Origin of the sequence: Clostridium celatum (genome assembly GCF_021412605.1) — a bacterium.
Classification (GTDB): Bacteria; Bacillota; Clostridia; order Clostridiales; family Clostridiaceae; genus Clostridium; species Clostridium celatum.
Genome location: NZ_JAJKGM010000034.1, coordinates 1 through 14,131 on the forward strand (window position 1 = coordinate 1; position 14,131 = coordinate 14,131).

The 14,131-nt window shown below is 28.1% G+C and carries 10 protein-coding genes and 1 pseudogene; 4 read left to right on the plus strand and 7 right to left on the minus strand.

Features of this window, described 5'->3' with window-relative positions:
- Positions 1-186 precede the first annotated feature (186 nt).
- The 3 genes from galU to LPC13_RS12685 all read right to left on the minus strand — a co-directional run bounded on the left by galU (position 187) and on the right by LPC13_RS12685 (position 3,575).
- Positions 187-1,074, minus strand: coding sequence for a UTP--glucose-1-phosphate uridylyltransferase GalU (gene galU, locus LPC13_RS12675; protein WP_005213002.1), 888 nt, complete (start codon positions 1,072-1,074; stop codon positions 187-189).
- Entirely contained in the window at positions 1,059-1,355 is a 297-nt protein-coding gene (locus tag LPC13_RS12680) for a hypothetical protein (protein ID WP_005213003.1), read from the minus strand. The genes galU and LPC13_RS12680 overlap by 16 nt, the downstream gene beginning before the upstream one ends.
- A 456-nt stretch (positions 1,356-1,811) precedes the next feature.
- The gene (locus LPC13_RS12685; RefSeq protein ID WP_234088844.1) at positions 1,812-3,575 is read right to left on the minus strand and encodes a CotH kinase family protein; all 1,764 of its coding nucleotides are present in this window, start codon (positions 3,573-3,575) and stop codon (positions 1,812-1,814) included.
- 282 nt (positions 3,576-3,857) lie between these two features.
- Between LPC13_RS12685 and LPC13_RS12690 the strand changes: the two genes are divergently transcribed.
- Positions 3,858-6,443: a glycoside hydrolase family 3 N-terminal domain-containing protein gene (locus LPC13_RS12690; RefSeq protein ID WP_234088845.1), complete on the plus strand. Its 2,586-nt coding sequence runs from the start codon at positions 3,858-3,860 to the stop codon at positions 6,441-6,443.
- A gap of 185 nt (positions 6,444-6,628) precedes the next feature.
- Here the strand turns inward: LPC13_RS12690 and LPC13_RS12695 are convergent, their stop codons facing one another.
- Positions 6,629-7,144, minus strand: coding sequence for a hypothetical protein (locus LPC13_RS12695; RefSeq protein WP_005215579.1), 516 nt, complete (start codon positions 7,142-7,144; stop codon positions 6,629-6,631).
- Between the two features lie 219 nt (positions 7,145-7,363).
- Between LPC13_RS12695 and LPC13_RS12700 the strand changes: the two genes are divergently transcribed.
- From LPC13_RS12700 to LPC13_RS12710, 3 genes are all read left to right on the plus strand, one after another.
- Entirely contained in the window at positions 7,364-9,379 is a 2,016-nt protein-coding gene (locus LPC13_RS12700; protein ID WP_234088846.1) for a penicillin-binding transpeptidase domain-containing protein, read from the plus strand.
- A 109-nt stretch (positions 9,380-9,488) separates the two neighbouring features.
- On the plus strand, positions 9,489-10,121 hold the full coding sequence (locus tag LPC13_RS12705) for a GNAT family N-acetyltransferase (protein WP_005215583.1): 633 nt from the start codon (positions 9,489-9,491) through the stop codon (positions 10,119-10,121).
- 376 nt (positions 10,122-10,497) lie between these two features.
- The gene (locus tag LPC13_RS12710) at positions 10,498-11,127 is read left to right on the plus strand and encodes a hypothetical protein (RefSeq protein ID WP_195244290.1); all 630 of its coding nucleotides are present in this window, start codon (positions 10,498-10,500) and stop codon (positions 11,125-11,127) included.
- 488 nt (positions 11,128-11,615) lie between these two features.
- Here LPC13_RS12710 and LPC13_RS12715 read toward each other — a convergent pair.
- The 3 genes and pseudogenes from LPC13_RS12715 to LPC13_RS17185 all read right to left on the minus strand — a co-directional run bounded on the left by LPC13_RS12715 (position 11,616) and on the right by LPC13_RS17185 (position 13,436).
- Positions 11,616-12,598: pseudogene (locus tag LPC13_RS12715) on the minus strand (IS91 family transposase).
- Positions 12,595-13,206 carry a tyrosine-type recombinase/integrase gene (locus LPC13_RS12725; protein ID WP_005215590.1) on the minus strand — a complete coding sequence of 204 codons (612 nt, stop codon included), beginning with the start codon at positions 13,204-13,206 and terminating at the stop codon, positions 12,595-12,597. The pseudogene LPC13_RS12715 and the gene LPC13_RS12725 overlap by 4 nt, the downstream one beginning before the upstream one ends.
- Positions 13,203-13,436 carry a phage integrase N-terminal SAM-like domain-containing protein gene (locus LPC13_RS17185; RefSeq protein WP_005215592.1) on the minus strand — a complete coding sequence of 78 codons (234 nt, stop codon included), beginning with the start codon at positions 13,434-13,436 and terminating at the stop codon, positions 13,203-13,205. Before LPC13_RS17185 ends, LPC13_RS12725 begins: the two co-directional genes overlap by 4 nt.
- Between the last annotated feature and the right edge of the window lie 695 nt (positions 13,437-14,131).

Consider the following 14,131-nt stretch of genomic DNA (forward strand, 5'->3'; position numbering starts at 1 on the left):
TGGCTAGTGGTTCCCACTACCAAGCCCACAACGGACTTTCACCGTCAAGTTGTTGCCCATGCTGGGCACACACAAAAGAGCTTGTATCATATTTTTTGATACAAACTCTTTATAAATTCATTTTATTATTAAATAATCATCTATTTTTATGCTATCTAATAGCTATTAACATCAGTGTCTATACTTTTATTTTGAAGTTTCAGAATCTATTATTGTTTTTAAATATTGAATAAATCCATCTCTTAAATCTGGTTTTCTAAGAGCATATTCAACAGTTGCTTGTAAGAAACCTAACTTATCTCCTACATCATATCTTCTACCTTCAAAATCATATGCATACATAGCTTCTTCTTCAATTAACTTAAGTAATGCATCTGTAAGTTGGATTTCACCACCCTTACCAGGCTTAGTATTTTCTAATATTTCAAATATTTTAGGAGTTATAATATATCTACCTAATATTGCAATATTCGTTGGAGCTTCTTCTATTGATGGCTTTTCCACTAAATCTTTAACTTTATATACTCTATCTTCAATATGAAGTCCACCAACTATTCCATATTTATTAACATCTTCTGCAGCTACTGTTTGTACACCTAAAACTGATGTCTTATACTCTTTGTAACAATCCATAAGTTGTTTTAAACATGGCTTTTCTTCATTATAAACAACATCATCACCTAAAAGAACTGCAAAAGGCTCATCTCCTACGAAAGTTTTTGCACAATGAATAGCATGGCCAAGACCTTTAGGTTCTTTTTGTCTTATAAAGTGTATATTAACCATATCTGATATATCTCTAACCATCTTAAGCATTTCTTGCTTACCAGCCTTTTCAAGCTCCATTTCAAGCTCAACACTTCTATCGAAATGATCTTCTATACTCTTTTTATTTCTTCCTGTTATTATAAGAATTTCTTCAATTCCAGATGCTACACATTCTTCAATTATGTATTGTAATGTTGGCTTATCAACTATTGGAAGCATCTCCTTTGGTTGTGCTTTTGTTGCCGGTAAAAATCTAGTTCCAAGACCTGCTGCTGGAATTATTGCCTTTCTTATTTTCTTTTCCATCCCTTTTCCTCTCTTTTATATACAATATTATTAAACTTATAGCTAAGCTTTTTTTCTTCCTTTGCAATGAAAAATACTGCTACACTTTCAGCTACTATAAAAATTATTAGTCCTATAATTAATATTATAATTCTTGTAGGAGACCCCTCCAAGCATTTTTCTATATTTATCCCAAGTGACTTAACATAAAATCCCCATATAACAATAATATTACTTATAATAGTTATAGCTAAAATTATTGGTATAATTACCTTCATATATTTATTCATATATTTTTTCATCACTTTTACCTTCTTCCAAAAATAAAATCTTTAATCCAATAATATAAATAATTAAAAATTTACTCTCATATTATAAGAAAGTAATTATATCATACAAAATGTTTATACTTCTATGATAATTCATATATTTAATAAAAAGTTAAGTTTTTGTACAAAATAACTTAACTTTTACTAAATTATTATATCACTACTAATTAATATTTTATATTGTTAACTTTAGTCATCTTTCGACATAAATTGCATTTATTATATTTAGCCCCTTACTTACTATTATTTAATCAAAATACCTATTTACTAATTATCATTTCTTAAAATAGTACAATTTAATTTATTACTTTCAATAAATAATTTAATTTTTATATACTAAAAAGCCTATTATCCCTAAAAAGAGATAATAGGCTTAATTTCCTAAGTATATCTATTTAAATTTAAGTTTAAGTTTTATAGTTAAATATATTATTTTAATAATTCATCCATTAAAATAGCTATATCTTCTTTATCTACTTTTCCATCTTTATTTAAATCCATTGCCTTGTTGTAAACTCCATAATTCTTAGATATTACTGCAACATCACCTACGTTTACTTTACCATCTTTATTTATATCAAAATCAACATTTTCATCTGGCTTTTCCTCTGGTGTTTCTGGTTGTGGTACATTTTCTTTTAGCCATTCAATTCTACCATTAAACCAATTTTTTAAATAATTAACATCTTCCTCATAAGTCTTACCAACAAAAACATTAGGCCATACATATTGTCCTAATATGCTCCATCTCTTAAAATTAATACTTTGTGAATTTTCTATTGTCTCTGTGTAAGTATTAATTTTTTCTTCTATACCTTCAAAAACATCTATAAGCTCCCAAAATCTATTATTAACCTTTTCTACAAATTCAGGGTCATTAAATAATACTCCATACCATCCTTCATATCTCATCCACCAATCTGTTACTGATGTGTTATCAAGTTGTGGTTGGAAATCTTTAAAGTCTGCATTTCCAGCAGCAATATCGAAATCCCATATTGGTCCCATTGTAAGTTTACCATCTCTTGGTTTATACATATTCACACTTGTACGGAATGCTGCATCCCAATTCTTAAATACTTCATTTATCCAATAATAATCTATAAAGCTATCAACATCTATATATTCACTATAATGCTTTCCATTATAGTGAAAATCCTTTGAAGTTAGAGCTTTTTCTGTTTCTTCGATATAATTTGTTACATAATTATATTGCTCCTTATTAGGCAACTTAGGACTTTTAAATGTAAATGGAACTCCTAAAGATGATTTATAGCATGTATCAGCATCAAATCTATAATCAACTTCAAATAGGTATCCACCTGTAATCATATCTTCTGATGTGTCTGTATCTTCTAACTCATCTATATCTACTCTAGTTTCTGATACCTCTACTTGTTCACAAAGCAAGTAGTTCCCAATATATTCTCCATTTAATATTACATTAACATATCTTGATTCTGATGTATATTCCATTCCCATTTCAGCAGCTAAATCTAATGCTAACTTATTTCTTACTAATGTTTTATCAGAATAGTTTGCTAGAAGCACCCAATCCTTTTCAACACCCATTCCTAAAAGATTGCTTTTCTTTCCAAGCTTTATTCTATAAGGCTTTTTAGCCATTCCCCATGTACTATTTCCTCTGCCCCTAATTTGAATACTTCCATCAAATAAGCCTTCAGTTATCTCTTCCGTCCCTGTAAGTTTCATAGATGCATTAACATAATCCTCTTTAGAAGTTATTGCTTGTCCATTTTCAGTATTTATCTCCATAGTTGGTAAGTCAGATTTTACAACGTTTACAATGTAGGTATTATTTCCCCCAACTGTATAAGTTAATTGATTAGAAAAATCATTAACTGTAACATCACTTTGTTGACCTACTCCATCTATTGTTACATTTGTTGAGCTTGCCCCAAATGTAGCCACTAATTTACTAATATCCACGTCATTAGGTACAACACATAAAATTTCATTATTTTTCGAAATATATCCCAAAATATCACTATTTAATACTTCTGGATTATTTTTAGCATAAAATCCAAAAGAATAAATATTACTCCATGCTTTACTTTCCAAATTTTCTACTTTTTCATTATCATTAGAAACTTTAATTACTTGTGCATTAGTAGCTACAGCTGTAGACACTAATGTAGTAAAAATTAAAAAAGTACACATCCCTCTTTTCATAAACATCTCTCCTTATTCTCCATAGTTATAATAAATCAATTTAATTATAACCTTTTTATGAGTTATTTTCTATATTTTATAAATAATTACAATATTTTTATTTAGGTAAAATCGTTTTTGAAATTTAATTTCAAATTTATATTGTATTTTTTGAGTTTTTTTGTTGACTTATGTAAAATTTGTTATATAATAAAAAATGTAAACGTTATTAAGCGTTTGTTAGAAAATTCTAAATTCCAAAATATATAAATCATAACATAATAAAAGGGAGAGATTTAATTTATGAAAAGAAATAAAATTGTAGCAATGTTAATGGCTACTTTAGTAACAAGTTCTTTAATTTTTGGAAATGTAACAACTACTTATGCAGCTGATTCAAATGTACAAGCTAAAGCTATTGTAGAAGGTATGACTATTGAGCAAAAAATAGGTCAAATGTTAATGCCTGACTTTAGACAATGGAAAATGAATGGAGAAGATGCAGTTTCTGATTTTACTACAATGAATGAAGAAGTTGCACAAATTATAGATGATTTCGATTTAGGTGGAGTAATTTTATTTGCTCAAAATGTTAAAACTACTGAACAAACTGCACAATTAACTCACGATTTACAACAAGTTATTGCTAATGATGAATCTAATGATTTACCATTACTAATAACAATTGACCAAGAAGGTGGTATTGTTACTAGACTTGGAACTGGTACAAGCTTACCTGGAAATATGGCACTAGGAGCAACAAAAAATGAATTAAGTTCTTATAGAGCTGGTTCTGTAATAGGAAAAGAGTTAAATTCATTAGGTATTAATGTTAACTTTGCTCCATCTGTAGATGTTAATAACAATCCAGCAAACCCAGTTATAGGTTTAAGATCATTTTCAAGTAATCCTGAATTAGTTGGTAAACTTGGTGTTCAAATGATTAATGGTATTCAAGATCAAGGTGTTTCAGCAGCCGCTAAGCATTTCCCTGGTCATGGTGATACTGCGACTGATTCTCATTATGGACTACCTTTAGTTGATAAAAGTTATGAAGAAATTAAAGAAGTTGAATTAAAACCTTTCCAAGATGCAATAGATAATGGTGTTGATATGATAATGACTGCTCATATTCAATATCCACAAATTGAAAGTGACACTTATACTTCTAAAAATGATGGACAAGAAATAACTCTTCCAGCAACTTTATCTGATGATATATTAACTGGAGTTTTAAGAGAAGATATGGGCTATGATGGAGTAATCATAACAGATGCTCTTAATATGGATGCAATCTCTAAAAACTTTGGTGAAGTTGAAGCTGTTAAAATGGCTATTAAAGCTGGTGTTGACATAGCATTAATGCCTACAATATTAAGAAGCACTGCTGATGTTCCTAAATTACAAGCTATAGTTGATGGTGTTAAAGCTGCAGTTAATTCTGGTGAGTTAACAATGGCTGAACTTGATGATTCTGTTGAAAGAATAGTTAAATTAAAAATAGACAGAGGCATCATGAATGTTAATGATGATACTAGAACTGTTGAAGAAAAAATAGCTACTGCTAAAACTATTGTTGGTTCTGATGAAAATAGACTTGTAGAAAGAGAAATATCTGCTGAAGCTGTTACTGTAGTTAAAAATGAAAATAATATATTACCTTTAAACCCTAAGGAAGGTGAAAACGTTCTTCTTATAGCTCCATATAATAACGAGCTTCCTGGAATGCAATTTGGTGTTACTAGACTTGTTGCGGAAAATAAAATTAATTCTGTAAATATAGAAACTCATCGTTATTCAAATGGTAATTTGTTAACTGATGAATTAAAAGGTAAAATAGAAGCTGCTGATTACGTTATAGTTTTATCAGAAATGGGTAATTTCTCTCATTTAAATGCTAACCACTGGATAACTGCTGGTCCAAATTCTATAGTTGATTACGCTAATGAACTTAATAAAGATTCTGTAGTTGTAAGTGTTGGTAAACCTTATGATGTTGCAGTTCATAAAAATTCTAAAGCTGAAGTAATCGTTTATGGATATAAGGGAATGGACCCAACTGAAGCTGATGGTGGATTAACTCCAACTCAAACATTCGGTCCAAACATTCCAGCTGCAATGGATGTTATATTTGGTGCTTATGAAGCTCAAGGTACATTACCTGTTGATATTCCACAAGTTGATGAAACTGGTGCTATAGTTGCTGGTGACAATGCTTATGACTACGGATTTGGTATAACTAATTTAACTTCTGTAGGGGTAGCTACTTCTACTAATGAATCTGAAGTTAATGCAGGAGAAGAATTTGATGTTAAGATTTCTTTAACTGAAATTGAAGGATTAAAATCTGACAAATATTCATTAGTGACTAACTTTAACGATACTGATTTTGAAGTAGTTTCTGTTAAATCTAATGACGAAAACTTAACTGTAGTTGATTATACAGTTGATGGTTCAACATTAACTATTAACTTATCTGATGCAAATGCAGAAGCTTTAACTGATGTTACAATCACATTAAAAGCTAAATCTGACGCTAAAGATAACGCTACAGTATTATCAGAAGTTAAAGTAATCGATGGAAAAGATAGACAGTTTACTACTACTGGAACTCATAGCACTATCAATGTAGTTAAAGTTGATGAAACTCCAGATGTTCCAGTTGATCCTGAAACTCCAGACAACTCAGAAACTGAAGATGATTCAAACAACGCTGGAAATAATAATTCTGGAAATAACAATTCTGGAAATAACAACTCTGGAAACACAACAACTAAACCAAACAGTGGTAAATTACCTAACACAGGTGGTACTCCTGCTGCAGCTGTAGGTATCTTTGGTACATTAGTAGCAGCTGCCGGTGCATTAATATCAAGAAAGAAAAAATAAATTATCTAAACCAAGTTACCTATTTACACTTCATAAAAATAAAAAATAACCTATTTATTTTATACCTAAATTAAAATAACTTTATAAGAAAAGGCATGGCTTTGTTGTCCATGCCTTCTTTATTTTATCTTTAATACAAATTCTTCATTATAAACTCTATAAAATTATGATTAGACTATACATATTTATAAATTAAATAGTTGAGCCTTACTTTCAAGTGTTTCTGTAATAGCAATTATGTCACTCTCATACATCTTTTGTGACCATTTTCTATCATTTTCATTAATCTTAAAATATCCCCAAATAGCCTTTTTATATATATTAGTATATTTAAATCTTATTTTACAATTATTATATCTATCTACAATACAAAAATTTAATTTATCTTGAAATAATATTTCCTTAAATAATTCCCTATCTGTATTATTATACTTATTAAACCATTGTCCATAAATTAAATTATCATCATTATTCAATTTAACCATAAGCATTAATGGACTAGAATATCCCCAATTTATAACTATGTCTTTAAGCTGAATACTTATTTTAGGTAAAGTTTTACTTACCTTTGATATATCTTCTTTTATATAAAAAACAGGTCCTTCTATAGAACTTTCTTTACTTTTAAAAAGTAACATATGCCCTACTTCCATGTGAGGTAAATCCTTAATTTTTTCAGGTTCTAATTGTGCAATATCCATACTTAACCTCTTATTTATTAAAAATTATTTTTTACTTATAAAAATATTATAACATAAGCAAATACTCCACTTAATATACTTACCCTATGCTACATTATTTAATCAATTTGACATTTTTAAATTGGTAATATAATTATTTCTTTTTACAAGCAACTTTATTTAATATTATCTTGTTAAATGTTATAATATGTTTAAAAATAACAAATTTTGGAGGTAAGTATGAGAATTTTTAAACACATTATTTTATTACTAGCTATTACTAGTGGAATATTTTTTATTGGTTGCTCATCTCAAAGTAAATATGCAGAAACCTTTGAAACTTATAAAGAATATTGGTTACAAAACGACTTTTCAGCTATGTATGAAATGTTAAATTCTGAATCTAAAAACTATATTGATGAAGATACATTTACAACTAGATATTCTAACATCTATTCTGCTATGGAAATGGCTGATTTAAACATTGAAATCAATGGAGAATTAATTGAAAATGAAAACTTTGTTACTGTTCCTTTTACTTTAAAAGGCAATACTATTGCTGGTGAGTTAAGCTTTGATACATACAAATTAAATATTTATAAGGAAGATGATGAATATAAAATAGACTGGGATGAAAGCTTAATATTCCCTAATATGACTTCTGAGGATAAAGTATTAATTGAAGATTATGAAGCTAAAAGAGGTAAAATCCTAGATAGAAATGATAAGATTTTAGCTGAAGATGGTGAAATTAGTGTAATTGGTATATACCCTGCTATTTTTGATTTAGAAAATAAAGATTCAAAAATCGAAGAACTAGCAAACACCCTAGATATAAACAAAGAAACAATTATAAATAAATTAAATGAAAATTCCAATCCTGAATATTTCGTTCCAATTGTTGATATACTTTCAACTGATGAAAAACTAACTTCTCTACTTAATAGAGATACTGAAGGTATAGTAGTAAATAAAAAATCTTCAAGAGTTTATTATGGTGGTAATGCATTTGGAAGATTGATTGGTTATATAGGTAACATAACTTCTGAAGAGTTAGAAGAAAATATGGACAAAGGCTATACTGAATTAAGCTTAATTGGAAAAGCTGGTTTAGAACAAGTTTATGAAGATACTTTACGAGGTTATGATGGATGTGAAATTTACTTAGACAGAAATGGTGAACATTTAACAATAGCTAAGAAAGATGCTATAGATGGAAATGACATTAAGCTTGCTATTGATTTTGACTTACAAAATAAAGCTTATTCTGAATTAAATAATGAAAAAGGTACAGTAACTGCAGTTGATCCTAAAACTGGTGAGGTATTAGCTTTGGTAAGCGCTCCATCATATGATTCTAATACTTTTATGACATATGTAACAAAAACAAAAGCTGAAGAATGGGAAAATACTAATTATACTGATCAAGTTAATAGATTTAGTAACATCTACTCTCCTGGCTCAACAATGAAGCTTATTACTGGTGCAATTGGATTAAATACTGGTGCTATAACAGCAGATGAAAAATTTGATATTCAAGGTTCTGCTTGGCAAAAGGATGAAAGCTGGGGAACTTATAAAATTACAAGAGTAGTTACTCTAGATAGTCCTATGACTCTTAGAGAAGCTGCTAAGTTTTCAGATAACATTTATTTTGGACAAGTTGCTTTAAAAATTGGAAGTAAAAAACTAATTGAAGGTATAAAGAAATTTGGTATTGGTGAAGAAATTCCTTTTGATTATCCACTTGCTCAATCTAGCATAAGTAATAGTGGAGAACTAAATGGTGAAATATTATTAGCTGATACTGGATATGGTCAAGGTGAATTAATGGTTACTCCTTTAAATATTGCATTAGCTTATAGTTCATTAGCTAATGAAGGAAATATTATGACTCCTAGATTAGTGATTAATAATGATAAAGAAGCTTCTATTTGGAAAGAAAAAGCTATAAACCCTGAAAATATTCCAGTATTAATAGAAGATTTTTCAGCTACTGTAAATGATGATGATGGGCCTGCTAATAGTGCTAAAATTCCTGGAATTAATCTAGCAGCAAAAACAGGAACTGCAGAAATTAAAGCATCTCAAGACGATGAAAATGGTACTGAAAATGGATGGTTTGTTGCTGTTGATACTACTACATCAAAAATCTCCGTTGCAATGATGATTGAAGATGTTAAAGACAGAGGTGGAAGTACAATACCAATTCCTAAAGTAAAAAATATAATCGAATATTATCTTAATAATAATTAACTTTATGATAATTTATATATTAATAAATTTCTGTAAATCACAATATACTTGTAAAGAATAATAATTATTAATTCATTCTTATATAAATTAAGTTGATGGAGAAGAAATTATGATTATATACCGTACAATAAAGAAAGAAGAAATTTCTAAATGTATAGATTTAATTACAGATTCATATAATGGATACTCATTTTATGAAATATTTGTGGAAGATAAAAAAAGACGCTTTAAATTTTTAAAAGAAATTCAAAAAGTTTGTGTTAAAACATGCTATAAACAACAAACCATTTTAGTTAGCTTAAAAGATGATAAAATTGTCTCTATCGCAATACTTAAATCCCCAAATGAACCTGAACCAACTATATGGAATTATCTTTGTGCAGGAGGGCTAAATGTATTTCTTGCCGGAGGAATAAAAAATACGCTAGGTTGGCTAAAAATGTATAATGAATCCAGTGCAGCTTGCCATAGTATCTCAGAAGACTCATGGTATTTGACATCCTTAGTCGTTGCAAATGAATTCAAAAATCAAGGATTAGGTAGCAAAATGTTGCAAGATGGAGTTATTCCATATATCTCTCAACATGGCGGAGGACTGCTTACACTGATTACAAATTCTGAGAGTAATTGCAACTTCTATAAGAAAAATGGTTTTACAGAGTTTCATAATGAGGTACTTAATGTAAACAATAAGAAACTTAATAATTGGGGCTACAAAATTAATATTCAAGCTAACAATTAATATATTATTTACTTTCAAATCTATCTGCCCCTTTTTCTAAAGAAAAATATATTTTTAGATATTCGCTTCAATATTTGTATCATATACAAATATATTTAACTTTTTATATTTTTCCTGACCTTATTGAATCATCTCATTAGTTGTAAAAGTAATTTATAAATTATAATATTATTTTTTATTAAGTTTTTGATATTATTACTATGCATAAAAAGGGAAGTTCAAACACGAACTTTCCTTTCTTTATGATCAATAGAATAGCAATCATTAAATGCTATTTCTTAACTTCCTATATATTTTTCTATGTAATTTTATGTAACTAATTTAATTTAATATAATTTTATGATATCATTTACATATATGGTAGGGGGTAATATTTATGAATAAAACAAACAAACTTATGAGGAAAGTTTTAAAGATTTTTCTTATTATTCTTATTGTAACTAATCTATCTATTCTCATAGGTATATTTTTTGCATTTAAAAATCTTTCAGTTGATTTAACATATGCACAATCAAATAATGATTCATATTCTTCGCTAAATAATTCAGAAGAATATAATTACAAAACAACACTCTTAAATAACGTTAATGGTGCACTTGAATATCTATATGAGGTAGAAGCTCTTAATCATAATATTGGTAATACTGTATTATCTATCCTAAATAAAAATGATTTTTCTGGCAGTGCATTATCTAAATTAAGTGAACCCTTAAACAAGCTTAATAAATTAGAATTATTCTTAGAGGAACTACCAAATAATATTAATGATAACTTTGAAGAGCTAATAAAATTAGCTAATACATATAAAGATTCAGCTATTACTATAGGAAAATTAATTTTTAATAATACTGAAATTAATAGTAACATTCTAAAAACATACAATGAACAAATAGATATTTCAAACAAAGCTGATGAAATCTTTATTTCAACTATAACAGAACTACTAGATAAATTGGACTTTAGTTATGAATTAACTGATGATGGAATCAACTATAAACTTAAATAAATTTTTCAAACTAAAAAACATATTTAAGTTTACATTAAAATCATACATTAAATGTGGGACATGTTTATCAGTAGTAAATTTAAAAAATATAATAAAAATTCAATCTTTAAATACTATATATGAGTAATATATAGTATTTACAAAGTCCAGCAATAACTTTGCTGGACTTTAGTTTTCTATATGAGTTAGGTTGATTGCGATGTTGAGAGTTAAAAATAGCACATAAATTAAGTTAATAACTAAAAGTTAAATATTAACTAGACTTAATTTATGCACCTCAATATTGCAATCAATGTATAGAACGAAGTCGCTAAAAGCATCCGCCCCCGTATGGGGATTCAAAAACTTCAAAATTAAATTAAAAACCTAATTTAATGAGCTATAGTTCTAAAAATATACTTTAACCTAATCTCATTACATATATGTCCTTATTTAAGGATACACTTTCCCCCTCCCCATTATCAAGCTAATATTCAATTTTGTCTTATTTAAGGCGGTGAATAGCTTCGAGGCATTAAAACTCCTTTTTCTATTAAATTTCCCTTCTCACAAATTTTACACATTCCTATTTTAATTCCTATTAATTTAAAGAATAGCTCCGCTGACGATAGTTTTTCGTCATCTCTAGGTTTTACCCTAAATATCTCAAGACATCGCTTAAACTTTAATTTCTTATTTCTATTTCCTAATATCCCATAGTGTCTAATCTTAACAAATTTATCGGGTAAGATATGCATAGTAAATCTTCTGATAAATTCATCAGCTTTTAAAGTCATTATTTTCTCTTTATTTTTATCTTTGTAATCTCTCCATTTAAATACTACATTTTTATTATCAACCTTAATTATTCTATTATCTGATATAGCAACTCTATGTGTATATCTACCAAGATATTGAACTACATAGGCTGCACTTTTGAAAGGAGCTTTGCTGTAAACAATCCATTCTTTCTTATACAATGAATCCTTAAATTCATTAAAGATATTTCTAGCGCTTAACTCACTGACACTTTCTAGAAATACTAATTTATTATCTAGATAAAGTTTATTTAAATAATATAGAAATTTAACTCTAAATTTTCTTGATAATACTTTTACTGGAATAAAAAACTTTTGCTTAGATTTTATCCATTTACTTTTATCTAGACTTAATCCACCACCTGGAACTATACAATGTATATGTGGATGATTCATTAGGTTTTGACCCCATATGTGTAATACTGTTGTAAATCCTATATCTGCATTTAAGTATTTTTTATCCTTTGCTAGTTCTAGCAAAGTCTCGGATACACAACTAAATAATATTGAATATAGTTCCTTTTGATTAAAAAGTATTAATAAATATGCCCGCCAAGCGAAGCTGTTTTGCAATATTGAATAGAAGATAGAGCTCTTATTATATTAGAAGGTAATCTTTTGCTTCTAATATAATCTTCTCCATGAACAGACATTATCTCTTGTAATGAACTCATAGCTTATCGAATGGGCTAACTACATTTAATACAGTATAATCCTTAACATGAAGATATATAGATGTTGTCTTTAAATTAGAATGTCCTAACAACGCTTGGATAACAACCAACTCTACACCATCATTCATTAAATGTGTTGCAAATGAATGTCTTAAAGTATGTGGAGTAGCCTTTTTAGTTATACCTGCTCTTTTAGTTGCAGCTAACATAGCTGATTGAATACCTCTGTTAGTTAACGATTCACCACTCCATCTAGATGTGAATAAATATTCTTCTGAATTATAGTTTTTATGTCCAAATTCTCTCCAATATAACCTTAATAATTCTAAGTTTTTTTGCGACAATAGAGTATATCTCTCTTTATTTCCTTTTCCAGCTCTAACCCTAATTTTCATTTCTTTACTCATTATGTCAGATAATCTTAGGTTTATTACTTCGCTTACTCGTAAGCCTGCGGAATATATAGTTGACAATATTGCTTTATGTTTTAAATAAGTAGCATTATCAATAATAAGTTTAACTTCCTCCTTAGTTAAATAGGCTGGTAAATTCCTACGACACCTAATTCTAGGAATTCTTAAATCACTCCATTGTCTTTCTAATGTCACAACATAAAAAATTTCGACATAGAATTTATACTATTTAGATTATTGCATAAATTCTTCTCATTTATGCAATAATCTAAATAGTTGATAATATGCTGTTCACCTAGTAGTTCAGGTGGCTGGTTATAGAATTTAGAAAAACTCTTCAAAGTGTATACCATATTTTTTATAGTTGAAGCACTTCGTCCACGTAGTTCTAAATCTTTAACCATTTTGTCTATTTTTTGATACATTTTATCACTCCTTAAAGGTGTGTAAAATGTGAGAAGTGAAGCTTCCTTGAGAAAGAAACTTCACTTCTTATTTTTTCCATATAAACTTTTAATTAATCACTAAACCCAGCCGTCGCTTTTAGCGATTTAGTTCTAATTTAAAATTGTTCACTAACTAAAAATTAACCTCTAATCTTCATAAAAACAAAACTAGCAAAAACATAAGTTGTTAATAATATTACTAATAAAATAAATATAAAAATACATCCTTTGCATATGATAATGCATTTTAAAAATACTCACTTGAATTTCTTGTATAATTTTTTAAGTCCCTTGATTCATTTACCTCAATCAAACTTCCTAACTTTTCTTTATCAATTAAATTTTCAGGTGTTTCAGATATATTAATTGTAAAGTCTGATTCATAAATCTTATTTCCTTGAATATATGATACTTGTATTTTTCTTTCACCAATATTATTAGTATCAAAGTATTTAGTTAAATCAACATTTTAACTATTATATTCAGATTTTCCCTTTGAATATATTATGTTTTTCCACTAACTTCTATTCCTTGCATATTAGTATGTATATCAGAAACATTAACCTCACGTACTCTTGCAATTAGTCTTAAGCTATAAACTTTTAATGATAATGCTTCTGAAGTTTTATCTGGACGATACCAACCAGCATTAGCTTCTCCAATAAACTTAATAG

What these genes read in the sequence shown, in the direction of transcription:
- LPC13_RS12705 (WP_005215583.1), top strand. Translation starts at nt 9,489, where the DNA reads ATGATTATATACCGTACAATAAAGAAAGAAGAAATTTCTAAATGTATA.
- LPC13_RS12710 (WP_195244290.1), top strand. Translation starts at nt 10,498, where the DNA reads ATGAATAAAACAAACAAACTTATGAGGAAAGTTTTAAAGATTTTTCTT.
- LPC13_RS17185 (WP_005215592.1), bottom strand. Translation starts at nt 13,436, where the DNA reads ATGTATCAAAAAATAGACAAAATGGTTAAAGATTTAGAACTACGTGGA.
- LPC13_RS12695 (WP_005215579.1), bottom strand. Translation starts at nt 7,144, where the DNA reads ATGGATATTGCACAATTAGAACCTGAAAAAATTAAGGATTTACCTCAC.
- galU (WP_005213002.1), bottom strand. Translation starts at nt 1,074, where the DNA reads ATGGAAAAGAAAATAAGAAAGGCAATAATTCCAGCAGCAGGTCTTGGA.
- LPC13_RS12690 (WP_234088845.1), top strand. Translation starts at nt 3,858, where the DNA reads ATGAAAAGAAATAAAATTGTAGCAATGTTAATGGCTACTTTAGTAACA.
- LPC13_RS12680 (WP_005213003.1), bottom strand. Translation starts at nt 1,355, where the DNA reads ATGAAAAAATATATGAATAAATATATGAAGGTAATTATACCAATAATT.
- LPC13_RS12685 (WP_234088844.1), bottom strand. Translation starts at nt 3,575, where the DNA reads ATGAAAAGAGGGATGTGTACTTTTTTAATTTTTACTACATTAGTGTCT.
- LPC13_RS12700 (WP_234088846.1), top strand. Translation starts at nt 7,364, where the DNA reads ATGAGAATTTTTAAACACATTATTTTATTACTAGCTATTACTAGTGGA.